This is a genomic window from Streptomyces sp. NPDC091387, from assembly GCF_044756945.1.
GTDB lineage: Bacteria > Actinomycetota > Actinomycetes > Streptomycetales > Streptomycetaceae > Streptomyces.
Window position 1 is genome coordinate 111025 of record NZ_JBIVTZ010000010.1, and the last position, 24785, is coordinate 135809.

Annotated in this window: 29 protein-coding genes; 21 read left to right on the forward strand and 8 right to left on the reverse strand. The window is 68.8% G+C overall.

Going from position 1 to position 24785, the window contains the following annotated elements:
* Positions 1–440 precede the first annotated feature (440 nt).
* The 4 genes from rpsL (at position 441) to tuf (ending at position 4810) form a co-directional block, all read left to right on the forward strand.
* Positions 441–812 carry a 30S ribosomal protein S12 gene (gene rpsL / locus ACIQM0_RS21585; RefSeq protein ID WP_003948652.1) on the forward strand — a complete coding sequence of 124 codons (372 nt, stop codon included), beginning with the start codon at positions 441–443 and terminating at the stop codon, positions 810–812.
* Between the two features lie 2 nt (positions 813–814).
* The gene (gene rpsG / locus ACIQM0_RS21590; RefSeq protein ID WP_014047773.1) at positions 815–1285 is read left to right on the forward strand and encodes a 30S ribosomal protein S7; all 471 of its coding nucleotides are present in this window, start codon (positions 815–817) and stop codon (positions 1283–1285) included.
* Between the two features lie 38 nt (positions 1286–1323).
* Positions 1324–3453: an elongation factor G gene (gene fusA, locus ACIQM0_RS21595; RefSeq protein ID WP_363024453.1), complete on the forward strand. Its 2130-nt coding sequence runs from the start codon at positions 1324–1326 to the stop codon at positions 3451–3453.
* A 163-nt stretch (positions 3454–3616) separates the two neighbouring features.
* Positions 3617–4810 (forward strand): elongation factor Tu, encoded by a 1194-nt coding sequence (tuf, locus tag ACIQM0_RS21600; protein ID WP_073732686.1) that lies wholly within the window; start codon positions 3617–3619, stop codon positions 4808–4810.
* 137 nt (positions 4811–4947) lie between these two features.
* Here tuf and ACIQM0_RS21605 read toward each other — a convergent pair whose 3' ends face one another.
* Both ACIQM0_RS21605 and ACIQM0_RS21610 read right to left on the reverse strand, forming a co-directional pair.
* Positions 4948–5883 (reverse strand): NADP-dependent oxidoreductase, encoded by a 936-nt coding sequence (locus tag ACIQM0_RS21605; protein WP_401289007.1) that lies wholly within the window; start codon positions 5881–5883, stop codon positions 4948–4950.
* A gap of 142 nt (positions 5884–6025) precedes the next feature.
* Entirely contained in the window at positions 6026–6904 is an 879-nt protein-coding gene (locus tag ACIQM0_RS21610) for a DODA-type extradiol aromatic ring-opening family dioxygenase (RefSeq protein ID WP_401289009.1), read from the reverse strand.
* A 124-nt stretch (positions 6905–7028) separates the two neighbouring features.
* Between ACIQM0_RS21610 and ACIQM0_RS21615 the strand changes: the two genes are divergently transcribed.
* Entirely contained in the window at positions 7029–7502 is a 474-nt protein-coding gene (locus ACIQM0_RS21615) for a MarR family winged helix-turn-helix transcriptional regulator (protein ID WP_401289012.1), read from the forward strand.
* A 156-nt stretch (positions 7503–7658) separates the two neighbouring features.
* Here ACIQM0_RS21615 and ACIQM0_RS21620 read toward each other — a convergent pair whose 3' ends face one another.
* Positions 7659–8123 carry a GNAT family N-acetyltransferase gene (locus tag ACIQM0_RS21620; protein ID WP_401289015.1) on the reverse strand — a complete coding sequence of 155 codons (465 nt, stop codon included), beginning with the start codon at positions 8121–8123 and terminating at the stop codon, positions 7659–7661.
* Between the two features lie 72 nt (positions 8124–8195).
* On the opposite strand from ACIQM0_RS21620, the gene ACIQM0_RS21625 reads away from it, so the two are divergent.
* The gene (locus ACIQM0_RS21625) at positions 8196–8813 is read left to right on the forward strand and encodes a hypothetical protein (RefSeq protein WP_401289018.1); all 618 of its coding nucleotides are present in this window, start codon (positions 8196–8198) and stop codon (positions 8811–8813) included.
* A gap of 94 nt (positions 8814–8907) precedes the next feature.
* Here ACIQM0_RS21625 and ACIQM0_RS21630 read toward each other — a convergent pair whose 3' ends face one another.
* From ACIQM0_RS21630 to ACIQM0_RS21640, 3 genes are all read right to left on the reverse strand, one after another.
* Entirely contained in the window at positions 8908–9822 is a 915-nt protein-coding gene (locus ACIQM0_RS21630; protein ID WP_401289020.1) for a hypothetical protein, read from the reverse strand.
* 33 nt (positions 9823–9855) lie between these two features.
* Positions 9856–10836, reverse strand: a complete 981-nt coding sequence (locus ACIQM0_RS21635; protein WP_401289023.1) for a helix-turn-helix domain-containing protein — start codon at positions 10834–10836, stop codon at positions 9856–9858.
* 296 nt (positions 10837–11132) lie between these two features.
* On the reverse strand, positions 11133–11504 hold the full coding sequence (locus ACIQM0_RS21640) for an ATP-binding protein (protein WP_401289026.1): 372 nt from the start codon (positions 11502–11504) through the stop codon (positions 11133–11135).
* Positions 11505–11722: 218 nt separating this feature from the next.
* On the opposite strand from ACIQM0_RS21640, the gene ACIQM0_RS21645 reads away from it, so the two are divergent.
* The 7 genes from ACIQM0_RS21645 to ACIQM0_RS21675 all read left to right on the forward strand — a co-directional run bounded on the left by ACIQM0_RS21645 (position 11723) and on the right by ACIQM0_RS21675 (position 15981).
* Positions 11723–12601: a helix-turn-helix domain-containing protein gene (locus ACIQM0_RS21645; RefSeq protein WP_401289029.1), complete on the forward strand. Its 879-nt coding sequence runs from the start codon at positions 11723–11725 to the stop codon at positions 12599–12601.
* Positions 12598–12807, forward strand: coding sequence for a DUF397 domain-containing protein (locus ACIQM0_RS21650; RefSeq protein ID WP_401289031.1), 210 nt, complete (start codon positions 12598–12600; stop codon positions 12805–12807). Before ACIQM0_RS21645 ends, ACIQM0_RS21650 begins: the two co-directional genes overlap by 4 nt.
* Before the next feature lie 50 nt (positions 12808–12857).
* Positions 12858–13040 carry a DUF397 domain-containing protein gene (locus ACIQM0_RS21655; RefSeq protein ID WP_401289034.1) on the forward strand — a complete coding sequence of 61 codons (183 nt, stop codon included), beginning with the start codon at positions 12858–12860 and terminating at the stop codon, positions 13038–13040.
* A 775-nt stretch (positions 13041–13815) separates the two neighbouring features.
* Positions 13816–14454, forward strand: a complete 639-nt coding sequence (locus ACIQM0_RS21660; RefSeq protein WP_401289035.1) for a matrixin family metalloprotease — start codon at positions 13816–13818, stop codon at positions 14452–14454.
* A 106-nt stretch (positions 14455–14560) separates the two neighbouring features.
* Positions 14561–15187, forward strand: coding sequence for a hypothetical protein (locus ACIQM0_RS21665; protein ID WP_401289038.1), 627 nt, complete (start codon positions 14561–14563; stop codon positions 15185–15187).
* 155 nt (positions 15188–15342) lie between these two features.
* Positions 15343–15720: a hypothetical protein gene (locus ACIQM0_RS21670; RefSeq protein ID WP_401289040.1), complete on the forward strand. Its 378-nt coding sequence runs from the start codon at positions 15343–15345 to the stop codon at positions 15718–15720.
* Positions 15721–15804: 84 nt separating this feature from the next.
* Positions 15805–15981, forward strand: coding sequence for a DUF397 domain-containing protein (locus tag ACIQM0_RS21675; RefSeq protein WP_401289043.1), 177 nt, complete (start codon positions 15805–15807; stop codon positions 15979–15981).
* Positions 15982–16039: 58 nt separating this feature from the next.
* Here the strand turns inward: ACIQM0_RS21675 and ACIQM0_RS21680 are convergent, their stop codons facing one another.
* The gene (locus tag ACIQM0_RS21680) at positions 16040–18259 is read right to left on the reverse strand and encodes an RNA repair domain-containing protein (protein WP_401289046.1); all 2220 of its coding nucleotides are present in this window, start codon (positions 18257–18259) and stop codon (positions 16040–16042) included.
* Positions 18259–19929, reverse strand: coding sequence for an RNA ligase family protein (locus ACIQM0_RS21685; RefSeq protein ID WP_401289048.1), 1671 nt, complete (start codon positions 19927–19929; stop codon positions 18259–18261). Before ACIQM0_RS21685 ends, ACIQM0_RS21680 begins: the two co-directional genes overlap by 1 nt.
* Positions 19930–20436: 507 nt before the next feature.
* Between ACIQM0_RS21685 and rpsJ the strand changes: the two genes are divergently transcribed.
* The 8 genes from rpsJ to rpsC are packed head-to-tail and all read left to right on the forward strand — an operon-like array spanning position 20437 to position 24781.
* Positions 20437–20745 (forward strand): 30S ribosomal protein S10, encoded by a 309-nt coding sequence (rpsJ, locus tag ACIQM0_RS21690; protein WP_003948644.1) that lies wholly within the window; start codon positions 20437–20439, stop codon positions 20743–20745.
* A gap of 14 nt (positions 20746–20759) precedes the next feature.
* On the forward strand, positions 20760–21404 hold the full coding sequence (gene rplC, locus ACIQM0_RS21695; protein WP_014154591.1) for a 50S ribosomal protein L3: 645 nt from the start codon (positions 20760–20762) through the stop codon (positions 21402–21404).
* Positions 21405–21408: 4 nt separating this feature from the next.
* Positions 21409–22059, forward strand: a complete 651-nt coding sequence (rplD, locus tag ACIQM0_RS21700; RefSeq protein WP_363031408.1) for a 50S ribosomal protein L4 — start codon at positions 21409–21411, stop codon at positions 22057–22059.
* Positions 22059–22382 (forward strand): 50S ribosomal protein L23, encoded by a 324-nt coding sequence (gene rplW / locus ACIQM0_RS21705; protein ID WP_356322373.1) that lies wholly within the window; start codon positions 22059–22061, stop codon positions 22380–22382. The genes rplD and rplW overlap by 1 nt, the downstream gene beginning before the upstream one ends.
* 39 nt (positions 22383–22421) lie before the next feature.
* Positions 22422–23258, forward strand: a complete 837-nt coding sequence (rplB, locus tag ACIQM0_RS21710) for a 50S ribosomal protein L2 (protein WP_145765090.1) — start codon at positions 22422–22424, stop codon at positions 23256–23258.
* 12 nt (positions 23259–23270) lie between these two features.
* Positions 23271–23552: a 30S ribosomal protein S19 gene (rpsS, locus tag ACIQM0_RS21715; RefSeq protein WP_015610726.1), complete on the forward strand. Its 282-nt coding sequence runs from the start codon at positions 23271–23273 to the stop codon at positions 23550–23552.
* Between the two features lie 42 nt (positions 23553–23594).
* The gene (gene rplV, locus ACIQM0_RS21720; RefSeq protein ID WP_073733141.1) at positions 23595–23942 is read left to right on the forward strand and encodes a 50S ribosomal protein L22; all 348 of its coding nucleotides are present in this window, start codon (positions 23595–23597) and stop codon (positions 23940–23942) included.
* A complete protein-coding gene (rpsC, locus tag ACIQM0_RS21725) occupies positions 23942–24781 on the forward strand; it encodes a 30S ribosomal protein S3 (protein WP_362966935.1) in 840 nt (279 codons plus the stop codon). The genes rplV and rpsC overlap by 1 nt, the downstream gene beginning before the upstream one ends.
* Positions 24782–24785 lie beyond the last annotated feature (4 nt).

The window sequence follows — 24785 nt, forward strand, 5'->3', positions numbered from 1 at the left end:
GTCCGCGCACGGGTTCTGTGCTGAACCGCACTGATCCGCGTGCCCCGCCCGCGGCTTGCGTCCGCGCCTCGGCCCGGTCTCGCGTCGGCCGAGCGGTGCGCAGCCTCGGGCGCGGGCCGAGTGCGTTGGTGAGGTGCGGCGGTGGCCGGCCCGGCGCCCCATGGTCCCGGCGTGGCAGGGCGTGACCCCCCGGCGTTCCGGGGGCGCTGCATTTGTTTTGACCCAAGTCGATGAGGTAGGTACGCTCAGACCTTGTGCCTGGGTTGTGCCTGGGCTCGTGTGCGTGTCCTCAACCGCACGGCGAGCCCGTCTTTGGCCACCGTGATCTGTGGATGAACCGCCTTCAGGGCAGTGACCCGCAGTATCCGACACACCCGACCGCGTGGGTCGGAGTTGTTCCAGGTTAGTTTCACCGACGGCACACAGAAACCGGAGAAGTAGTGCCTACGATTCAGCAGCTGGTCCGGAAGGGCCGGCAGGACAAGGTCGAGAAGAACAAGACGCCCGCGCTCGAGGGTTCTCCCCAGCGCCGCGGCGTCTGCACGCGTGTGTTCACGACCACCCCGAAGAAGCCGAACTCCGCGCTCCGGAAGGTCGCGCGTGTGCGTCTGACCTCCGGTATCGAGGTCACGGCCTACATCCCGGGTGAGGGACACAACCTGCAGGAGCACTCCATCGTGCTCGTGCGTGGTGGCCGTGTGAAGGACCTGCCGGGTGTTCGTTACAAGATCATCCGCGGCTCCCTTGACACCCAGGGTGTCAAGAACCGCAAGCAGGCCCGCAGCCGCTACGGCGCCAAGAAGGAGAAGTAAGAATGCCTCGTAAGGGCCCCGCCCCGAAGCGCCCGGTCATCATTGACCCGGTCTATGGTTCTCCTCTTGTCACCTCGCTGATCAACAAGATCCTGCTCAACGGCAAGCGTTCCACCGCCGAGCGGATCGTGTACGGCGCCATGGAAGGCCTCCGCGAGAAGACCGGCGCTGACCCGGTCATCACGCTGAAGCGCGCGCTTGAGAACGTCAAGCCCTCGCTCGAGGTCAAGTCCCGCCGTGTTGGTGGCGCCACCTACCAGGTGCCGATCGAGGTCAAGCCCGGTCGCGCCGCCACTCTCGCGCTGCGCTGGGTCGTCGGTTACTCCCGCGCCCGTCGCGAGAAGACGATGACGGAGCGGCTCATGAACGAGCTGCTCGACGCCTCCAACGGTCTTGGCGCTGCAGTCAAGAAGCGCGAGGACACCCACAAGATGGCCGAGTCGAACAAGGCCTTCGCGCACTACCGCTGGTAGTCGCTCACCCCATCGAGACCGAGAGAAGATTGAGCCTTATGGCCACCACTTCGCTTGACCTGGCCAAGGTCCGCAACATTGGGATCATGGCCCACATCGACGCGGGGAAGACGACCACCACCGAGCGGATCCTCTTCTACACCGGTGTGAGCTACAAGATCGGTGAAGTCCACGACGGCGCAGCCACGATGGACTGGATGGAGCAGGAGCAGGAGCGCGGCATCACGATCACGTCGGCCGCGACGACCTGTCACTGGCCGCTCAATGATGTTGACCACACCATCAACATCATCGACACCCCCGGTCACGTCGACTTCACCGTCGAGGTGGAGCGTTCGCTCCGCGTCCTCGACGGTGCCGTCACCGTGTTCGACGGCGTGGCCGGCGTCGAGCCGCAGTCCGAGACCGTCTGGCGTCAGGCGGACCGCTACGGCGTGCCGCGTATCTGCTTCGTCAACAAGCTCGACCGCACCGGTGCCGACTTCTTCCGTTGCGTCGACATGATCGTCCAGCGCCTCGGCGCTGTCCCGATCGTCATGCAGCTCCCCATCGGCGCCGAGGCCGACTTCACGGGTGTCGTCGACCTCGTGTCGATGAAGGCCTTCGTGTACCCCGAAGAGGCCGCCAAGGGCGAGATGTACAACGTCATCGAGATCCCGGACAACCTCAAGGAGGCCGCAGAGGAATGGCGCGGCAAGCTCCTTGAGGCCGTCTCGGAGAACGACGACGAGATGATGGAGCTGTACCTGGAGGGCGTCGAGCCCACCCAGGACCAGCTGCACGAGGCGGTCCGCCGCATCACCCTCGCGTCGAAGGGCACGGCCGACTCCGTCACGGTCACCCCGGTGTTCTGTGGCACCGCGTTCAAGAACAAGGGCGTTCAGCCCCTGCTCGACGCGGTCGTCCGCTACCTGCCTTCCCCCCTGGACGTCGAGGCCATCGAAGGCCACGACGTCAAGGACCCGGAGAAGGTCATCCAGCGGCGTCCCTCGGACGACGAGCCGTTCTCCGGCCTCGCGTTCAAGATCGCGAGCGACCCGCACCTGGGCAAGCTCACCTTCGTCCGGATCTACTCCGGTCGCCTCGAGGCCGGCACCGCGGTGCTGAACTCGGTCAAGGGCAAGAAGGAGCGCATCGGCAAGATCTACCGCATGCACGCGAACAAGCGTGAGGAGATCGCGTCGGTGGGCGCGGGCGACATCATCGCTGTCATGGGGCTCAAGCAGACCACGACCGGTGAGACGCTCTGTGACGACAAGAACCCGGTGATCCTGGAGTCCATGGACTTCCCGGCACCGGTCATCGAGGTCGCCATCGAGCCGAAGTCCAAGGGCGACCAGGAGAAGCTGGGTGTCGCCATCCAGCGCCTCTCCGAGGAGGACCCCTCCTTCCAGGTGCACTCCGACGAGGAGACCGGCCAGACCATCATCGGTGGTATGGGCGAGCTTCACCTCGAAGTGCTCGTCGACCGCATGAAGCGCGAGTTCCGCGTCGAGGCGAACGTCGGCAAGCCGCAGGTCGCGTACCGCGAGACGATCCGCAAGGCCGTCGAGCGCATCGACTACACGCACAAGAAGCAGACTGGTGGTACCGGCCAGTTCGCGAAGGTGCAGATCGCCATCGAGCCCATCGAGGGTGGCGACGCGTCCTACGAGTTCGTCAACAAGGTCACCGGTGGCCGCATCCCCCGGGAGTACATCCCCTCGGTGGACGCGGGTGCCCAGGAAGCCATGCAGTTCGGCATCCTGGCCGGTTACGAGATGGTCGGCGTCCGCGTCACCCTTCTCGACGGTGGTTACCACGAGGTCGACTCCTCGGAGCTGGCCTTCAAGATCGCCGGTTCGCAGGCGTTCAAGGAGGGTGCCCGCAGGGCGTCCCCCGTGCTCATGGAGCCGATGATGTCCGTCGAGGTCACCACGCCCGAGGACTACATGGGCGATGTGATCGGCGACCTCAACTCCCGCCGTGGCCAGATCCAGGCCATGGAGGAGCGCCACGGCGCTCGCGTCGTGAAGGGCCTCGTGCCCCTCTCGGAGATGTTCGGCTACGTCGGAGACCTCCGCAGCAAGACCTCGGGTCGCGCAAGCTACTCGATGCAGTTCGACTCCTACGCCGAGGTTCCGCGGAACGTCGCCGAGGAGATCATCGCGAAGGCCAAGGGCGAGTAACTCTCCCGAGCTCACGCTTTAGGCTTGTCACCGGAGCCCGGTGGGGCATTTCGGCGCAGCGCGCAAGCACCGCGCCGAAATGCCCCCGGGCCCCGGCATCCCAGCAAAGATCACCTGGCGCCGATGAAGCAAGGCGTACAGAACCACTCCGCAGGAGGACCCAGTGGCGAAGGCAAAGTTCGAGCGGACTAAGCCGCACGTCAACATCGGCACCATCGGTCACATTGACCACGGTAAGACGACCCTCACGGCCGCCATTACCAAGGTGCTGCACGACGCGTACCCGGACCTGAACGAGGCCTCGGCCTTCGACCAGATCGACAAGGCTCCCGAAGAGCGCCAGCGCGGTATCACCATCTCGATCGCGCACGTCGAGTACCAGACGGAGTCGCGTCACTACGCGCACGTCGACTGCCCCGGTCACGCTGACTACATCAAGAACATGATCACGGGTGCGGCGCAGATGGACGGCGCCATCCTCGTCGTCGCCGCGACCGACGGCCCGATGCCGCAGACCAAGGAGCACGTGCTCCTGGCCCGCCAGGTCGGCGTTCCGTACATCGTCGTCGCGCTGAACAAGGCCGACATGGTGGACGACGAGGAGATCCTGGAGCTCGTCGAGCTCGAGGTCCGTGAGCTCCTCTCCGAGTACGAGTTCCCGGGCGACGACCTTCCGGTCGTCAAGGTCTCGGCGCTCAAGGCTCTTGAGGGTGACAAGGAGTGGGGCCAGACCGTCCTCGACCTGATGAAGGCCGTCGACGAGTCCATCCCGCAGCCCGAGCGTGACGTCGAGAAGCCGTTCCTCATGCCGATCGAGGACGTCTTCACGATCACCGGTCGTGGCACCGTCGTCACCGGTCGTATCGAGCGTGGTGTCCTCAAGGTCAACGAGACCGTCGACATCGTCGGCATCAAGACCGAGAAGACCACCACCACGGTCACCGGCATCGAGATGTTCCGCAAGCTGCTCGACGAGGGCCAGGCCGGTGAGAACGTCGGTCTGCTCCTCCGTGGCATCAAGCGCGAGGACGTCGAGCGCGGCCAGGTCATCATCAAGCCCGGTTCGGTCACGCCGCACACCGAGTTCGAGGCCCAGTCCTACATCCTGTCGAAGGACGAGGGTGGCCGTCACACCCCCTTCTTCAACAACTACCGCCCGCAGTTCTACTTCCGTACCACGGACGTGACGGGCGTTGTGACCCTCCCCGAGGGCACCGAGATGGTCATGCCGGGTGACAACACCCTCATGAACGTCGCGCTGATCCAGCCGGTCGCCATGGAAGAGGGCCTGAAGTTCGCCATCCGTGAGGGTGGCCGGACCGTGGGCGCCGGCCAGGTCACCAAGATCCTCAAGTAAGTCCTTGAGCGTCTGACCTGGTAGCTCCGCACAGAGCACCGAGAAGGGCCCCCTCCCATCGCGCAAGCGGTGGGAGGGGGCCCTTCTGCGTGGGGCCCCGGTGTCGGGCGGGGCTGCTGTCGCGGGTGCGGTCGGGGTCAGGGGGCGAGCAGGACCGTCTTGCCGGACAGCCGCCCGGCGCCGGCGTCCTCGTGCACGGCGGCCAGCTCGGCCACCGGGCGGTGGGCGGCGACGTGGACCTTGAGCGTGCCGGCGTCCACCTTGGCGACCAGCTCGGCCAGCTGGGCTCCGTCGCTCCGGACCCACAGGCTCGCGCTGCGCACCCCCCGGGCGGGGTCTTCGGGAACCGGACCGGCCGTGCTGGCGGCGACCCCGCCGTCGGCGACGTAGTCCGTCAGCCGTGCGAGCTCCTCCGGGGAGACCCGCACGTGGTTCACCACGACCTGGAACGGACCGCCCACAGCGGCCGGGCCCGCGGCGAGGTCGAGGGGGGCCGCGACCCGGTCCGTGCCGTAGCCCCGGAGCCGGTCGGCGTGCTGCGGTGCGTCCACCGCGGTCACGTGCGCTCCCGCGTCGACGGCGAGCTGTACCACGAGGCTGCCCACCGCGCCCCCGGCCCCGTTGATCAGGACGGTCTGACCGGGCTTGAGCCCGGCGAGTTCGAACGTCGTCTGCCAGGCCGCCAGGCCGGTCAGCGGCAGCGCCGCGGCGTCGACCAACTCGATGGTCCGGGGCGCCGGGGCCAGGGACTCGGCCGGGGCGATCACGTACTCGGCGGCGCCGCCGGCGGAGTCGAGGGGCAGCATCGCCACGACGCGGTCACCGACCTCCAGGCCGGTCACGTCCGCGCCGAGTTCGGCGACGGTGCCCGCCAGGTCGATCCCCGGCACGTACGGGAGGGTGATCGGGAGCATCTCGGCCATGACGCCGGCGCGGATGTGGTCGTCGACCGGGTTGAACGACGTGGCCGCCACCCGCACCAGCACCTGCCCGGCGCCGGGGACCGGACGGTCGACGTCCTCGTAGCGCAGGACGTCGCTGTTGCCGAACTCGTGGAAACGTATTGCCTTCATGGCGCTTTCCTTCAGGGTGTGTGAAGCGAGGTGTTTGGTGCGGGGTGTTCTGCTGCCGTCGCCTACGGACGAGGCGATGGGCCGATAGCCGATGACGGCGGTGTGAGGCGGTCAGGCAGGAAGGCGGAGCGCGTCGAGGCGCTCAGGTCAGCTGTACCGACCGGGTGGAGTTGCCCATCACCATGCGGTCGATGGTGCTCACGGCGCTGCCGGGGTCGTCGGCGGCGCCGATGGTGAGCAGCAGCGGGACGAAGTGGTCGGCGGTCGGATGGGCGACCGCGGCGCCGGGCGCCTTGTCGCGGTAGTCGGTGAGGGCGTCGACGTCGCCCCGGGTGAGGGCGTCGACGGCCCATGCGTCGAAGGCCGCGGTGTCGGCGGCGAGCTCCGGCCGGCGGAAGACGGCGAAGCTGTGCGTCATGAAGCCCGAGCCGAGAACGAGGATGCCTTCCTCGCGCAGGGGCCGCAGGCGTGCCCCGAGTTCGAGCAGGGCGCCGGGGTCGAGGCTGGGCATCGACAGCTGCACGACCGGGACGTCGGCCGCGGGGTACATGGCCATGAGCGGGATGAACGCGCCGTGGTCGAGGCCGCGGTCGGTGAACTCGTGCACCGGTGTCCGGCCCAGCAGCCCCTTGAGCCGCCGAGCCAGGTCGGTGGCGTCCGGGGTCGCGTAGGGAAGGGTCTTGTAGCGGGGGTGGAAGCCGCTGAAGTCGTAGAAGAGCGGGGTGCCGGCCGCGGCTCCGGATATCGCGACCGGTGCCCGTTCCCAGTGGGCCGAGACGACGACGACGGCCCGCGGTCGGGGCATCGACCGCGCCCAGTCGAAGAGGTCGCCGAGCCACTGCGGATCGTCGAGGGTGAACGGGGCCCCGTGGCTGACGAAGAGGCTGGGCAGGGGCCCGTCGGAGGGGTTCCACATCCGGTGCTCGGCTGCCTGTGGCAGGACCCGGGCAAGGAGGTCGTCGTATGCCGCGGCTGGTGTGCGCGACGGGAAGAGGGAGGCCACGCTGCTCGTGGCGGTCATCGGGATTCAACTCCTTCGCTTGCCCCGGAAAGTGTTTTCACTTGCCTGGGCAAGTCGTAAGGTAACCCGACAGGACTTGCCCAGGCAAGTGATGCGAGTTGCCTGGGCAAGTAGGATGGGGGTCATGGATACTCAGTCGCCCTGGCTCGACGACGACCAGCAGGACCTGTGGCAGGCGCTCCTCACGGTCGTCATCGCACTCCCGGCGGCCCTCGACCGCCAGCTCCAGCGGGACGCGGGCATCTCCAACTTCGAGTACGGGGTCCTGGCCCAGCTGTCCATGGCGGAGGGGTCCACGATGCGGCTCAGCGACCTGGCCCGGGTCTGCGACAGCACTCAGCCCCGCCTGTCGAAGGTGATGGACCGCTTCGAGGCCCGCGACTGGGTCGCCCGTCGGCCCGATCCCAGTGACGGCCGGTACACCCTCGGCGCACTGACCGACGCCGGCCGGCAGAAGCTCGCCGAGAGCGCGCCGGCGCACGTCGCGCAGGTGAAGCGGCTCGTGTTCGATCCGCTCAGCGCCGTTCAGCGCCGTCACGCCGAGGCCGCGCTCACCCGCATCGCCGCTACCGTGCGCCAGGAACTCGAAGGAGGCTGAGCGCCGTCCCGGGGCGGCGCTGCCTTACGCCTCTCTGCGACGCCGGCCATGCGGCGGAGGGCGCCCGTGACCATGACGGGGCCCTTACGCGGCACTCGCGTCCGAAGCGGGCGGCATCGAGAGCCGTGCCGCCCTGCCCATGCTGCCGAGCGTGTCTCAGACGGTGACGCCGGGCCCGCGCACCATGTGGACGTCGACCGCGTCCTCGCGCTCCAGGATGAACCCGTACCGCTCGTACAGCCGCCGGGCGGCGCTGCCCTGGAGCACGTTGAGCCGGACCGTGATCCCTTCGGCGTCGGTACGGGCCAGCAGCTCGCGCAGGACCGCGGAGCCGATGCCGCGTCCCTGGAGCTCCTCGGCCAGGAAGAAGCTCTCCAGGCACCGGCCGCCCTCGACGGGCCGGAGGGTGACACTCCCGCCGAAGCGGCCGTCCACGACGATGATCGAGGTGTACTCCGGCACATAGGAGTCCCGCAGCCGCTGGCGCACCCGGTGTTCGTCGTAGCGCCCCAGCCGGACGAGATCCGGGCGCATCACGACGGCCCGGATCTCGGCTATGGCCTCAAGATCCTCGGGGGCGGCGGGGCGCAGTGCCCAGCCTTGAGTGGTACTTACATGCATGGCGGGATTGTGCCAGAGGCGGGACCGGGGGCCGGATGCGAGGCTGCCGACCCGGGCCGTACTCTCACGTGGATGGCGAGCTTCGAGACTCATCGTCGGCGCGTGCACGACACGGGCCGAACCGTTCACGCTCGTCACTCCGCGCTGCGGACCTGTCTGGTCGCCTTCGCGCCCTATGGCTTTCGCGCCACGTACCACCACCTGTGTCGTAGCGCCCGGATTCCCCGTGACCTGGAGAAGGATCCGGCCTCGCTGATCCGCGCGGTGGAGGAGCTCGATGCGGCCCGCCGGCACTGGCTGGCGGACGAGGCCGTGTTCGTGGCACGCCGTCGGCAGGAGAAGGCCGCGGGAATGCGCCGCCCCCAGAGCGATGGCAGCTGGCGGGACGCGGGGCGGGCTTCGCCGGGGATGCCGGCCTACTGCCCCAATCCGGAGTTCCATCCCGACGAACCGCTTCCGGCAGTGGTGGAACGCGTACTCCGCTCGGTCGTACCGCCCACGGCAGCGTCCTCGTGGTGCCTTGTCTGCGGCAGGGCCGGGGCGACGACTCGCTGGAGATCCGAGTGCTACGTGCACCGGCTGTGTGCGCGGTGCGGGGTGAGTCTCGGTGCGGAGGGGACCGCGGCGAACAGCAATGTCTGTCGGGCTCGGGCCGAGCGGTGGAGCGAGATCTGGCGGCGTGCGGCCTGAGCCGGATGAGGGCGGTCGGTCCCCGGCCCCGGCGGGGACCGACCGGAGAGCGTGCGTATACGGACGCAGGCCCTGGGGGTTCGAGGGCCGGGGGTCAGCGGTCCTCGGTGAAGACGTCCTCGACTGTGGTGGCGGTGGTGGCGCGGTGGAGCCACCGGTGTAGAAGCTGAGGGTCGGTGCAGGTGCTGATCTTTTCGCGGGTCTCGTCGGTGAGGACGATGCCGCGCACTTGGAGGATCAGCAGGAGGCCTTCCGCCTGGCCCTTTGCCTGGCCTTCGGCTCGTCCTTCGGCTCGTCCTTCGGCGCGGCCTTCGTCCCGGATTTCTTCTGACATGAAGGACTTGTAGAAAGAGGTATCCACGGCCACCAGGTTCCTCCACTGTTGTGCGGCCGGGCGGTTGCCCAGGCCCTGTGCGGTGAGTTCGACGATGGGGTCTGCGACGTCCTCCGGTGCTTCGCGTAGTGCGGCGGAGAGTGTTTTCAGTATGGCACCGACGTCCGGATTGTCGGCGTGTGTGATGGCGGCGAGGGTGGCGAGTGCGAGGTCCTTGCGCGCCTCGGCCACGTTGGTGATGACGGGCATGTTGTGGGGGCCTGCGACGAGGGGGTTGAGGGTGAGGGTGGGCCATTGGGGGAGGCCGATGGTGAGGGGGCGGGCGGCCCATTGGGCGGTGGCGTGGTCCTGGCAGACGACCAGGAGGAGGACGGGCAGGCCGTCGTATCGGTTGTGGAGGTAGCTGACGTAGTAGGGCCAGCTGGTTGTCTTGCGCCGGTCCTTTTTGCCCTGGGCTTCGATGGCGAGGAGGTAGGGGCCGTCGGTTTCTGTTTCGATGCGCAGGAGGGTGTCGACGCGGCGTTCGACGGGTTTGGCTTCGGTGAGGTCGGTGGGCAGGACGGTGGCCGAGGTGGGTGGTGGGATGTCGATGCCGAGTACTTCGGAGACGCGGGAGAAGAGGCCCGGGTACTCCTGGAAGATGCGGTGCATCGCCTCGTGCGGTGAGCTGACCATGCAGGTCCGATCGGGGTCGAGGGTGGATGTGTGTCACCCGGTGGTGCTGTGCGCGACGGCCGGGTGTTCGGTTCGGCAGTCGCGGCAGTGGCCGGGGTGCGTGGCGCGGAAGGCGCGTTCGCAGGTGTCGCAGTTCTGGAGTGGGATGACGACGGTCCGGCGGCGGGGTGGGGTGAGGTCGGCTGTGCCGGGGAGTGGGGGCGGCAGGAGGGTCGTGATCCGGTGGCGCAGGAGCTTCGCCGGGTGCTTGACGGGGGCCGGGAGGTCGCTGGTGAGGGCGTGGCGGACGGCGTCGGGGTGGGTGTCGCGTTCCAGCCAGGTGGCGATGCCGGGAGCGAGGGTGGTGATGTCGCCCTCGGTGAGGGCGAGTTGGGGTGCGTGACGGCGTAGGTCGGCCAGGAGTGCGGAAGCGGCCCGGTGCAGCTCCTCGGTGGGTGCGTGCGGCTGGGGGAGTGGCGGGGGCGGTGTCCTGGGAGCGGTGGGCGGCGGTACGTGGACGGGCGCGGGCGGCGGAGGCGTGGCGGGTGGGGTGGCCTCGCGTGGCGGTGGGGCGGTGGGTGCGGTCGTCGGTGTGCTGCGGCGGGGCTGGGTCCGGGGCCGGGGTCGGGGCTTTGGAGCGATGGTGGCTGAGGCCTCGGTGCGCGGCTGGTTGTACGAGACCGTGCGCGTGACCACGCGGCCGCTGGGGAGGCGTACCCGGCTGCGGTGCAGGTAGCCCTCCGCTTCCAGCTCGTGCAGGGCAGCTGTGATGCGGGCTTCGCTCTCCGGGAAGCGGTCGGTGAGCACCTTGATGCCGACCTTCGCCCCGGCGGGCAGCGACTGGATGTGTGCCGCGAGCCCGATCGCGATGAGGGACAGCTCGTGGTGCTGGGCGAGGTGATTGCCGATGACCGTGAAGCCGGAGACATGGCGGACGTTGACGTGGAGGACGCCGGATGTCGGCGTGACGTCGGGCCGGGTGCCGGAGGAGCTGGGCGGGGCGCACGGGGGCGCGATAACCTGCTGGGTATCCATCGGGAAGGGTCTACTTCCTCGTGGTCAGGCCCCTGGTTGAGATTCGCGTCTCGCCGGGGGCCGTCTCGTTCTGTGGTGGTCGCGGCGAGCATATGCCAGCCAACCCGGCCCAAATCCAGCCCAGTTGCCATATGTCACCCATGTGGGTGACGCAGGTCAGGACGGGGGCGGGTGTGGTTTGGATGGGTTGTTTTCCCGAGTTCTTTAAAAGCCTTTAGACGTCGTGGGCGGCCGCGTCGTGGCCCACCGGGTCGTGGCCGAGGAGGTCGTGGGCACCCGCGACCCGGTGGGTTCGGTCACGGTGCGAGGTCGAGTTCCGCCCAGACCGTCTTGCGCGGGACCGGGCCCGGGACGACGCCCCAGCGGTCGGCGAGGGCCTCGACGATGAGCAGGCCGCGCCCGCTCTCCGCGAGCCCTTCCGGGACCGCCGTGACGGGCAGGCGGTCGCCCCGGGTGTCCGTGACCTCGATCCGCAGCCGTTTGCCCGCGTGGACGGTGAGGCGCAGTTGGAAGTCCCGGCCCGGTACGTGCCCGTGGACCGTGGCGTTGGCGGCGAGCTCCGCGACGATGTACGCCGCCGACTCGGACGGCAGGCCCCAGAGGCCGAGATGGGCCACGGCGAGGAGACGGGCGAGCCGGGCCCCTCGGCGGGTGGGGGAGAGCCGCACGGTGAACGTGCGCTCGGTGGCCGGGCGTTGGGGGGGTGGCGGATTTCTGGTTCACGTCACTCAGCGTGGCCGGTTCTGCGTACCGTGCCCAGTGACGGAGCCCTTGCGTACGGTGATTGTCCCGGGCTTGTCCAGTGCTGTCCCGGCTGTCCGGCGTGACGTGCGGGGAACAGAGGCGGTTGAGGAAGAACGGCACGCACGTCGGAAGTGGGGCACGGATGAGTGTGGACGGGACCGGTACGGAGCAGGGCGGCGGCGGGGCGGACGAGCCCGGTTGGGACGTCGATCCCGATGACGAGCCGGGTGTCGCGGTGATCGCCGCCGTGGGGCGCCAGATCAAGGCCTGGCGGGAGGCGGCCGGGATGCGGGCCGGCGCGTTCGGGGCGGCGATCGGTTACGGGGAGGACCTGGTCTACAAGGTGGAGGGCGGGCGGCGCATCCCCCGCCCGGAGTTCCTGGACCGGGCGGACGACGTGCTGGGCGCGGGCGGGAAGATCGCCGCGATGAAGCGGGATGTGGCGGAGGTCCGGTACCCGAAGAAGGTTCGGGAACTGGCGAAGATGGAGGAGCGGGCCGTTGAGATGGGGTTGTACAGCAACCACAACATCCACGGCCTGTTGCAGACGCCGGAGTATGCGCGGGCCTTGTTCGAGATGAGGCGACCTGCGTACTCGGAGGACGAAGTGGAGCGAGTGTTGGCCGCGCGTATGGCCAGGCAGCGCATTTTCGAGAGGTCGCCCGCTCCCACGCTCAGCTTCGTGCAGGAGGAGGTGACCCTACGCCGTCCTATCGGGGGCACAATCGTGTTGCGCCGACAGCTCGAACGGCTTCTGGAGGTCGGACAGTTGCGGAATGTCGAGATTCAAGTGATGCCGACCAGCCGCGAGGACCACGCGGGAATGGATGGCGGGGTCGAGGTATTGAAGTTCGAGGATGGCACTGCGGTGGGACGGTCGGATGGTGCCTTCGCTGGCAGGCCGGTATTCGACCCGAAGCAGCTCCGGATCCTTGAGCTGCGCTGTGGGATGATCCGGGCCCAGGCTCTCCCGCCAGGAGAGTCGCTGGCCTTCATCGAGCAACTGCTGGGAGAGACATGAGCAGCGAGACCTCTGCTGGGGCCGCTTCCGAGCTGGCCTGGTTCAAGAGCAGCTACAGCAGCAGCAGTGAGGGGGACTCGTGCGTCGAGGTCGCGACCACCCTCGGCACAGTGCACGTGCGCGACTCGAAGAACCTGCCGGGGCCGCGGCTTGCCTTCGGCGAGGGTGCGTGGGTGGGTTTTGTGGCCCACACCGCCGCTCAGTAGTTCCAGCCTCGGGAGTTGCTGGCCTTCATCGCACAAGTGCTGGGAGAGACGTGATCCGCAGGACTTCCGAGCAGGACGTTTCTGAGCTGGCCTGGTTCAAGAGCAGCAACGGCAACGAAGGCGACTGTGTCGAGGTCGCGGCGGCCCCCGGGGTGTCCATGGCAGCGTTGGCCGACCGGTCGGCGGCGCGGCGCCCCCCGGCGCTCCCGGCCTCCGCGCCCTGTCGCCTGTGACTGCGGCGGTCTGGCGTTCGCGGCGCTTCGCCCGCGTACCGTTCGCCGGCCTTCCCGCGCTCTCCCAGACCGGTTCCGGTCCCGGGTACTTCAAGCCGGCGGCCCGGCCGCGGGTGTGCTGACCGGTGTCACAGGTCAGCAGGCGTACCTCCCGGTTCGTCAACGCCTGAATGTGCACAGCCCGGTCGATGATTTCGTCATCCGCGATCGGGAGCCGCACGTGCCCGGAGCGCAGCTGACTCCGGCCCGGGTCAGGCGTGCCTCACTCCTTATCGGTCTGCTCGTTTTCCGGCTGGTCTTCAATCGGCTCCGGAAGGCGGGCACGCAACGGCGGGTAGTGGCTGAATCAAAAGCGGTGCAAACACCCTCCAAGGGAGGATTTCATTCCGCTGTTCAATTCCGAATCGGGCCGGGCCGAAGCGCCCATTGCACGTGATGTGCATTCGATGCGCCCCGGCGAGTGATTTCGCGGAACATCCGTAAAGGCTGTATTTATTAGAAAATTTGCCGATAATCCATTGTGTTCATTTATGTGCAGTCTGTTGCGAAATAATCTGTGATGTAGATGACATATCGATCAAGGTCTCGATCTTCAGTGGCTGTTACGCCTACTGTTAATTCACGCGGCAAGCACCTCCACTCCATGGAGTGGAGATCGAGTGAAGGTTTTAATGAGAATTCATCGATTCGCCGCTGGAGCGTGATATGCGCCTTGCCGCAGGCTGATTCGGTCGGATGTGTAAGCAATAAATAAGCTTGAGGGGGATTCGCGACAGTGTTCACCGCGCAAGAGGGTAATGCCGGTAGGTCACCGAGCCCGATACCGAAGAGGAGGAGGAAGTACGCTGCCGCGTGGTCGGCCCTGCCGCCCGCGCTGCTCGCCTTCGGGCTGGTGATGACGGCGGGGGCGCCAGCGCAGGCGTACAACACGTTCAACGGCCACCACCTGAAGTACGGCATCAACGGCGAGTACTACTGGCTGGACTCCTCGGCCAAGAACTCCCATCCCGAGGCCATTCCGAACGGTGTCGGGCACTGGAACAGCACCACTGACACGAAGGTCTGGTACGTCAGTACCCTGGACAAGAGTAAGAGCCGAATGGATTTCTACCGGCGGTCGACCACGAGTAACTCGTACTGTGCCATCACTGCCATGTATGTCGATACTTCGACCGTAGACCCATTCAGCACCGGATGGGTGTGGGGAAAGGTCACTATCGACCCGGATCTGGCCAATGCGGCACTGTGCGGATCCGCCGCTCACCGCGATGGGATCATCGCGCACGAGCAGGGGCACGTCATGGGGCTGGCGCACAACAGCAATTCGAGTTCCTTGATGAACATTGCGATATCCAGCACGAGTGTCGACGCTCCGATTGGAGATGACCGAAATGGCATCAACTACCTCTACTGACCGGTCGGATTCCCGCCGCGTCGGTCTTGCCTTCCTGTCGGCCGGCCTCCTGCTGCCACTCGTCCTGTCGGCATGCTCCAGCGGAGCCGGGGCCCAGACTCATGCCGTGAAGGACTCCTCGCGCACACCGCGGTCGGCACTGAGCCAAGGGACGGCGGCCGGGTCAAGTGACGCCGCTGACCCTGACCACAAGGTCCTCCTCGACGGCGCTCTCAACCGTACCTACGCCGCCCCTGACCTCGCTGCGTTTGCCGAGCAGTCCGGGGCCGTTAACGTGATCAGCGGCACGGTCACTGCCACCCGTCCGCTGGTAACCGAGCCGGCTACCACCGTCGAGACGATCCTGACGGTCTCGGTGGAGGAGCAACGGGAAGCCGGCGCTCCCACCACCGTCGAGGTGCGGGAGCAGGGGGGCGTCGTCACGGTCGCGCAGGTGCGTACCGACTTCGAGGACAAGCTCGAGCGTAAGTTGACCGCCAAGGAGCTTGCCGAGACGGTTGACTACCAGTTCAACGGGGTCGAGCACGCGCGCGTGGGCGACCGAGTCCTCGTCGTGGTGGGCGACGACACTTCCGTACAGAAGGAAGGCGCTTACGTCAGTCTGGCCCGGCTGGTGCAGAAGGACGTTGCGGGCCCCACGTCCCGGTCGGCCGCCACGAAGTTCACCTGGCCCGGGGAGGCCCCGAACCCGGCCTGGGAGAAATCGGTCGACGCGAACTCGCTGATGGAGTGAGAAGGGCCGGCAGGCCGTCCAGGAACGTACTGGGCGGCCTGCCGGCAGGTGGCGTCGCGTCGCCAGGGGCCTGCTGCATGCCTCGCTGCCGGCACGCTGTCCCATAGCCCCCTCTCCGAAGGGAACCGCCAGCCCGGCCCGGCCGTCGAAGGGCCATGACTGACAAACTCAGATACGTCGTCGCCTTGTTGGCTGCCGGAGCACTCACCGGCTGCGCCGCGGCGGGCGAAGTCGGCCCGGCCGCGCAGGCGACCCGCTCCGCGCAGGGGGCCCCGGCCGCCCGGACGATTCCCTTCGACCTCCTGACCCATTGCGGAATTGACGAGGCCCGTATCGGCAAAACGTACTTTGAGGCGAGCATCCCGCTCTCCGACGGTTCGGGAAATCCGCCCAGGGGATGGGGCAACCCCACTCAGCACGGCACGATGACAATGACGTCCGGGACGGAAGCCGTATTCACCGATGACGCCGGACACGAGGTCCACTTCCGGGCCCGGCCGGCTGCGAACACCTTCAAACACCTGTGCGCCTGAGTCTAACGTCCAAGTTCTGCTGGGCGTACGAAAGCGCGAGGCTAGGAAGTCGCTGACCCTCATCGCACAAGTGCTGGGAGAGACATGATCCGCAGGACTTCCGCGCATGACGTTTCTGAGCTGGCCTGGTTCAAGAGCAGCTACAGCGACAGCAGCAACAGCAACGAATGCATTGAGGTCGCGACCACCCCCGGCACAGTGCACGTGCGCGACTCGAAGAACCTGCCAGGGCCACGGCTCGCCTTCACGGCGGACGTGTGAGCGGGCTTCGTCCCGTACGCCGCCGGGCGCTGATCCCCCTACGTACGTACGCGTTACTTCAGACGGGCCCGTCCGCGAACGCCCCGTCCCCGCTCGACCGCAGCGCCGACAGCCCCACCGGTGCCAGCGAGGCGCCCCTGATTCCGCGCAGCAGCTCCGTTCCGATCTCCGCCAGCCGGGGCCCGTCCGGGGGCGTCGCGCCCAGCCCGATCGCGTACCCCGTGCGGCCGTCGGCCGTGAGCGGGCGGGGCCAGACGCGGCAGCCGGCGGCGCCCGCGGCGGCGAGGGCGGTGGTCAGGGCGAGGAGCCTGCCGCGCAGCCGGCCCTGGTCGGGGCCGGGGTGGACGGAGGCGAGGGCCCAGGCGGTGTGCTGCTCGGGTAGCGGTGGCGGCGTGCACAGCAGGGAACGCGGGTCGTCGCCGTCCTCGGCGGACTCCAGGATCTCCCAGGCGCGGTAGAGCTCGGCAGCCAGGAGATCGCGGCCGGCGGCGGAGACCTGCGTGGTGCAGGAACGCACGGGGAAAGTCGGGGTCAGCACCGTGACGGGTGCCCCGGCGGACGCGGCCGGTCCCACCGCCTCGTCCCAGTCCCACGCCGCCCAGGTCGCGAAGAAGTGCCGGAGCAGCGCGAGCCGTGGGAGCCCGCCCGCCTCGTGCGCGGTACGGGCCGCGAGGACGGTCCAGGCCAGGCCCGGCAGCCCGCCGCAGGGCGCGGCGTCGAGCCCCCGTGCTCCCGCCCATCCCTTGACGTCCCGGGCCAGGGCCGTGAAGGCGTCCCGGTGCGGATCCGCCGCCGCGAGCACCGCCTCCGCGTCGCTCACCGCGCTCAGCGCGACGGCCGCCGCCCCGCCCAGTTCGGCACGGCGGTCGACCGCCTCTGCGGGGGAGAGCGCCCCGGTCGCCACGGTGACCAGGTCGACGCCGAGCCCGTCCAGGCGCCAGCGCAGACCCGGCACCCCGGCGCCGGTGACCTCACGGAGTTCCCGGGCCTCCGGGAGCGCGGCCGCGAGCCGTTGCCGGAGGAGGACGAGGTCGAGCGTGCCGGGCAGTGCCGCCACCAGGTCCAGGTCCGCGTCCGGCAGCGCGCAGCCCGTGCGCCGGGAGCCGACTATATGGACTCGGGCGCCGGGGAGGGCCGCGGCGACGCGTTCCGCGAGGCAGTCGGTATCGGCGACCGGCGGGGCGGGGCCCAGCTCCACCCGTACCCCGTAGTGGTCGGAGACGTACAGCCCCGCCGGGCCCGGCGCATCGCCGGTCAGCTCCGCTGTCCGGGCCCGCAGCCGGTCCGTGCGCAGCAGTACCCGGTCGAGCCGGGATACGTGGCCCGCCAGTGAGGAGACGGCGGCCAGCGGGTTGACGGACGGGTCGAAGGTCGGGGTCCCGTCGGCGGGGCCGTGCACCTCGTGCCAGGCGTCCGCCATCGCCAGCCGGGTCTGCGGGCGGTCGCCGCCGTCGTTGAAGTCCCCGACGAGCAGCACCTCGCCCTCGACGCCGGCCAAACCCGTTGCCAGGTCCGCCAGTTCGGTGTCCCGACGGGCGGCACCCGAGGGGGAGTGGTCGCTGCTGAGGTGGGTCGCGGCCACGGTGACCGGGCCCTCGGCGGTGTCCACGACCGCGGCGGCCACGGCCTTGTGCGGGCCCAGGACGTGCAGCCCCGCCTCGCGTACCGGGAGCCGGCTGAGCAGCAGCAGACCGCAGTCCGCCGCGTCCCGGCCCGCCGGGTCCGTGGCCAGCGTGTATCCGTCCCGCACCCAGCCGGTCCCCAGCAGCAGGTCCAGCAGTGCGGGCTCCGCCTCCTGGAGCGCGATGACGTCCGCGTCCGCCGCGTACAGCGCGTCCAGCAGGAGGGGGCGGCGGCGGGCCGTGTCGATCCGGTCGCTGTCGTACCGGTCCCAGAGGGTGTTCCAGGTCAGCACGGTCAGCGAGGCGACCGGGCTCGCCGGCCCGGCCGGTGCCGGTTCCCAGGTGCCCATAGAAGGGGAGTACGCGTGCGGGGTGCGGGACGTGAAGTAAGGGGACGGGAGCCTGCGCGGAGTGCGTATCCGGCCGGCGTCCGTCGCGTCGATCCGGTCGACGCCCGAGGACCGGTCCCACACCGTCTCGCCGTCCGCCTCGAAGAACAGCACCCGGTGCCAGGGGATGTCCCCGCCGGGGGTGAACCGTTCCAGCGGTACGCGCTTGGGGGCGGCGGAGCGCTGGGCGACGCCCAGGACGAAGCGCGCCGGGTCGAACCGGGGGTCCCAGCGGACCCGGTGGTAGATCTCCTCGCTCGTACGCATCAGGCCCGGTCCTCCACCGTTCCGCTGGTGCCGATGTACCAGGTGCGGTGCGCCTGGCCCGGGTACGGCGGTACGAACCGGCGCAGCTGGGAGGCCAGCACCTCCGGGGGGACCGGATGGGCGCGCCGGGCGTTGCGCGCGGTCAGTTCCTCCTCGCCGATCCAGGCCACGGCGTGGGTGACCAGCGCGTCCCGGCGGTGCGCGGCCGCGTGCACCAGGTTGCGCTGGTGCGGGTTGAGCGAGGTGGCGTCCCAGACCACGGTGGCACCGGGGACCAGCGCCGCCTCCAGGCGGCGCAGCCCCTCGCGCAGGACGTCCGCGTTGGCGCTCTGGTCGGCGCGGGAGCCGCGGGCGAGGCGCAGGTCGTCAAGGGAGACATAGGTGTCGGTGCCCGGAAGGCCCCGCCCGAAGGTGCTCTTGCCGCTGCCGGACGGGCCGACCAGGTGGACCAGGCGGGGGAAGTCGCCGTCGCGCCACCGCCAGGTCGCGGCGACCGCCTCCTGCGCGGTGCTGATCCGGCCCAGGGCGTACGCCTGACGGGCCTGCGCCAGGCAGCGGTCGGCCGCCGCGCGCTCCAGACCGGCGAACGCCTCCCGGAGCCCGTCCGGCTCGCGCACCTCCTCGGCGTGCAGCCGGGACCACTCCACCTGTTCGCGGGCCTCCGGGGTGGCGGCCAGACCGCCGGCCACCGCGTGCAGCACCGGCAGCCCGGCGGCGCGGGACATCCGCGCCAGTCCGCCGCGGCGCTCCTCGTCCGGGTACGGGCGGTGCAGCGAGGGGGCCAGCCCGGCGAGGTCCGCGACGCGGCGGGCGAGCGGCATGCCGAGGGGGCCGGCCTGCGCGGGGGCCAGGGCCGCGCGACGGGTGCGGTGCAGCAGGGCGGCCAGTACCCCGGCCAGCCGGTCGTCGCCGGTGAGGCTCAGCACGTCCAGGGCGTCGGCCGTCGCGCGGGCGGCCGGGGCGTCGCCGGGGGCGGTTCCCACGGCGGTGGCGAGGGCGGCGGGGTCGACCGGGGCGCCCGAGCGCACGTCCCACAGAGCGGCGGACGGCCCCAGCCCGTTCTCCACCACCGCGGCGTGCATCCAGTGGGTGCCCGTACGGACGTGGCCGGGCCGTACCCACTTGCCCACCCGCCGCCCGAACGCGGCGGCCGGAAAGCCCTCCGCGGGACGTACGACGTAACCCTCCTGGCGTCCGGTGTCCAGGCGCAGCGCCCGCAGCGTCCGTTCCGCACGGGCGTCGAACACCCCGCGCCACAGCACCGGCGGGGCCGGGATACCCAGGTCGCGCAGGAACGCCACGGTCCGGTCCCAGTCGAGGCAGTGGTCGCCGTCCCAGACGGAGAAGCCGTAGAAGTGGCCCGCCAGGCCCTCGTACGGGATCGAGTGCCGGGCGAACACGTTCTCGCCGCAGATCCGCCGGCCCGCCGGTATGCGGGGGCCGACGCGGCCCTGGAGCGCCTTGACCCGGCCCCGGGAGGGGTGGTGCGCGGAGTCGAGGGAGCGGGCGTGCAGTCCGTCGGCGTACAGCGTGGTGTTCTCGCCGTCCAGCTTCTCGGTGACCACGACCTCCGTACCGGTGAGTCCGGCGAGGTCGGTGAGGTGCACGTCGTCCGAGGTGGCCCCCGGTGACCAGGGCAGGTGCGGTGTCCGCGGATAGTGCGTGCGCATGATCTCTGCCCCCGGTGACGATGCCGTGCCCGGCCGGTCACTGTAGGGGCGGTGAGCTGCGGTACTCGACCGATTTAGCCGCCGGGGGGAGGAGAGCGGGGGTTGTGGAGACGTGCCCGCGTTTGACCATTCATCCCCGGGGGGTAAGATCCCCGGCCGATTGGCCAGGCTCACACCCCGTATGGCACACTGACCAGGTTGCTCGGTTGAGTGTCAATGCTGCGCGCCTCCCGCCGGGAGGACCGGAAGCGAGTCCCACAGTACTCGTCGGCCCCATGGGCCGGACGTACGGGAATCTTTCGGGAAGCGTATGTGTGGCACCGGCCAGGCGCCCGGTGGGGTTCCTCCCCCGGCATGCGCGGTCTCAGGCCCGCACCCCCTTGGTTGGGATCTCCTTCGGGAGATTTTCGTAGAGGGGATGCGACACGCCCGACCGCGTGGGTCGGCGGCGGAGTAATGAGAACCCCGGGTTCCAGAGCGTTACGAGAGACAGGACTACTAGTAGCCATGGCGGGACAGAAGATCCGCATCCGGCTCAAGGCCTACGACCACGAGGTCATCGACTCCTCGGCGAAGAAGATCGTCGAGACGGTGACCCGCACTGGTGCGTCGGTCGCAGGCCCGGTGCCGCTGCCCACTGAGAAGAACGTGTACTGCGTCATCAAGTCGCCGCACAAGTACAAGGACTCTCGCGAGCACTTCGAGATGCGCACGCACAAGCGCCTCATCGACATTCTCGACCCCACGCCGAAGACGGTTGACTCGCTGATGCGTCTCGACCTGCCGGCGGGCGTCGACATCGAGATCAAGCTCTGAGGGGACGGGCCGAGATGAGCAAGAACATCAAGGGCGTCCTGGGCGAGAAGCTCGGCATGACCCAGGTCTGGGACGAGAACAACCGGGTTGTCCCGGTGACCGTCGTCAAGGCCGGGCCGTGCGTCGTGACGCAGGTTCGTACGAACGACAGCGACGGCTACGAGTCGGTCCAGATCGCCTTCGGCGAGATCGACCCGCGCAAGGTGAACAAGCCCCTCAAGGGCCACTTCGCCAAGGCCGACGTGACCCCGCGCCGCCACCTGGTGGAGCTCCGCACCCCTGACGCCAGCGAGTACACGCTGGGCCAGGAGGTCACTGCCGAGGTGTTCGAGTCCGGCGTCAAGGTTGACGTCACGGGCAAGAGCAAGGGCAAGGGCTTCGCCGGTGTCATGAAGCGTCACAACTTCAAGGGCCTCGGCGCCGGCCACGGCGTCCAGCGCAAGCACCGTTCCCCCGGTTCGATCGGTGGCTGCGCCACCCCTGGGCGTGTCTTCAAGGGCATGCGCATGGCCGGCCGGATGGGCAACGAGCGCGTCACCACCCAGAACCTGACCATCCACGCGGTTGACGCGGAGAAGGGTCTGCTGCTCATCAAGGGCGCAGTCCCCGGTCCGAACGGCGGCCTCGTCCTGGTCCGTACCGCGGCCAAGGGGGCTTGAGGTAATGAGCACCATTGACATCCTTTCGCCGGCAGGCGACAAGGCCGGTACCGTCGAGCTCCCCGCGGAGATCTTCGACGCGAAGACCAGCGTTCCGCTGATCCACCAGGTCGTTGTCGCACAGCTGGCAGCTGCCCGTCAGGGCACGCACTCGACCAAGCGCCGCGGTGAAGTCCGCGGTGGTGGGCGCAAGCCTTACCGCCAGAAGGGCACCGGCCGTGCGCGCCAGGGCTCGACCCGCGCGCCGCAGTTCGTCGGCGGTGGCGTCGTTCACGGCCCCAAGCCGCGCGACTACTCGCAGCGCACCCCGAAGAAGATGAAGGCCGCCGCCCTGCGCGGTGCCCTCTCCGACCGGGCGCGCCACTCCCGCATCCACGTCGTCACCGGCGTGGTCGAGGGTGGAGTCTCCACGAAGGCCGCGAAGACGCTGTTCGGCAAGATCTCGGAGCGCAAGAACGTGCTCCTGGTCGTCGACCGCAGCGACGAGGCCGCGTGGCTCTCCGCACGCAACCTGCCCCAGGTGCACATCCTGGACCCGGGCCAGCTGAACACGTACGACGTGATCGTCTCTGACGACGTGGTCTTCACCCAGGCCGCTTTCGAGTCCTTCGTGTCTGGCCCCCAGACCGCTGAGACCGAAGGGAGCGACGCCTGATGAGCGAGGCGACCGTTACCAGCAAGACCTACGACGACCCGCGTGACGTTCTCGTCAAGCCGGTTGTCTCGGAGAAGAGCTACGCGCTGCTCGACGAGAACAAGTACACGTTCATCGTCGCGCCCGGCTCCAACAAGACCCAGATCAAGCAGGCCGTTGAAGCGGTCTTCTCGGTCAAGGTCACCGGGGTCAACACGATCAACCGTCAGGGTAAGCGCAAGCGCACCAAGACCGGTTTCGGCAAGCGCGCTGACACCAAGCGCGCCATCGTGACCCTCGCTGAGGGCGACCGAATCGACATCTTCGGCGGCCCGACCTCCTAACGGAGGTCGAGTCGTCCGGAATCGGACGAGGACTGAGAAATGGGTATCCGCAAGTACAAGCCGACGACCCCGGGCCGTCGTGGCTCCAGCGTCGCCGACTTTGTCGAGATCACGCGGTCCACGCCGGAGAAGTCGCTGGTCCGCCCCCTGCACAGCAAGGGCGGCCGTAACAACACCGGTCGTGTGACCGTTCGCCACCAGGGTGGTGGCCACAAGCGCGCCTACCGCGTGATCGACTTCCGTCGTCACGACAAGGACGGCGTGCCGGCCAAGGTCGCGCACATCGAGTACGACCCGAACCGCACCGCGCGCATCGCGCTCCTGCACTACGCCGACGGCGAGAAGCGCTACATCATCGCGCCGCGCGGCCTGACGCAGGGCGACCGTGTCGAGAACGGCCCGGCCGCCGACATCAAGCCCGGTAACAACCTGGCGCTGCGCAACATCCCGGTCGGTACGACCATCCACGCCATCGAGCTGCGGCCCGGCGGCGGCGCGAAGTTCGCCCGTTCCGCGGGTGCCTCCGTGCAGCTGCTGGCGAAGGAGGGCACCATGGCCCACCTTCGTATGCCGTCGGGTGAGATCCGCCTGGTCGACGCCCGCTGCCGCGCCACGATCGGTGAGGTCGGCAACGCCGAGCAGTCGAACATCAACTGGGGCAAGGCCGGTCGCATGCGCTGGAAGGGCGTTCGCCCGTCCGTCCGCGGTGTTGCGATGAACCCGGTCGACCACCCGCACGGTGGTGGTGAAGGCAAGACCTCCGGTGGACGTCACCCGGTCTCGCCGTGGGGTCAGAAGGAGGGTCGTACTCGCTCGCCGAAGAAGGCATCGAGCAAGTACATCGTCCGCCGCCGCAAGACGAACAAGAAGCGCTAGGAGCGGGTTTAGATGCCGCGCAGTCTCAAGAAGGGGCCCTTCGTCGACGGCCACCTCGTCAAGAAGGTGGACGTACAGAACGAAGCCGGCACCAAGAACGTCATCAAGACCTGGTCCCGTCGCTCGATGATCATCCCGGCCATGCTGGGTCACACCATCGCGGTGCACAACGGCAAGATCCACGTCCCGGTGTTCGTCACCGAGTCGATGGTCGGCCACAAGCTCGGCGAGTTCTCGCCGACTCGCACCTTCCGCGGCCACGTCAAGGACGACCGGAAGTCGAAGCGCCGCTAGCGCGGGGTGGAAACGACTATGACTCACACCGAAGGGACAACCATGGAAGCCAGGGCCCAGGCGCGGTACATCCGCGTCACGCCCATGAAGGCCCGCCGAGTGGTGGACCTCATCCGTGGCATGGATGCCACGGAGGCTCAGGCGGTCCTGCGTTTCGCCCCGCAGGCCGCGAGCGTGCCGGTTGGCAAGGTGCTTGACAGCGCCATCGCCAACGCTGCACACAACTACGACCACCCCGACGCCTCTTCGCTGGTCATCAGCGAGGCGTTTGTGGACGAGGGCCCGACCCTGAAGCGGTTCCGTCCGCGTGCTCAGGGCCGTGCCTACCGGATCCGTAAGCGGACCAGCCACATCACCGTGGTCGTCAGCAGCAAGGAAGGAACCCGGTAATGGGCCAGAAGGTTAACCCTCATGGGTTCCGACTCGGCATTACCACGGACTTCAAGTCCCGTTGGTACGCCGACAAGCTGTACAAGGACTACGTCAAGGAAGACGTCGCCATTCGTCGCATGATGACGAAGGGCATGGAGCGGGCCGGCATCTCGAAGGTCGAGATCGAGCGCACCCGCGACCGCGTCCGCGTTGACATCCACACCGCCCGTCCGGGCATCGTCATCGGTCGCCGCGGCGCCGAGGCCGATCGCATCCGTGGCGAGCTGGAGAAGCTGACCGGCAAGCAGGTCCAGCTGAACATCCTCGAGGTCAAGAACCCCGAGGTGGACGCTCAGCTGGTGGCCCAGGCCGTCGCCGAGCAGCTCTCCTCCCGCGTCTCCTTCCGTCGTGCGATGCGCAAGAGCATGCAGAGCACGATGAAGGCCGGCGCCAAGGGCATCAAGATCCAGTGCGGCGGTCGCCTCGGCGGCGCCGAGATGTCCCGCTCGGAGTTCTACCGCGAGGGCCGCGTGCCCCTGCACACCCTCCGTGCGAACGTCGACTACGGCTTCTTCGAGGCCAAGACGACCTTCGGCCGTATCGGTGTGAAGGTCTGGATCTACAAGGGCGACGTCAAGAACATCGCCGAGGTCCGCGCCGAGAACGCTGCTGCCCGTGCGGGCAACCGCCCGGCCCGTGGCGGCGCTGACCGTCCGGCCGGCCGCGGTGGCCGCGGTGGCGGCGAGCGTGGCGGTCGCGGCCGCAAGCCGCAGCAGTCGGCTCCGGCCGCCGAGGCCCCCAAGGCCGAGGCGTCCGCCGCTGCTCCGGCGGCTGAGAGCACCGGAACGGAGGCCTGACCGA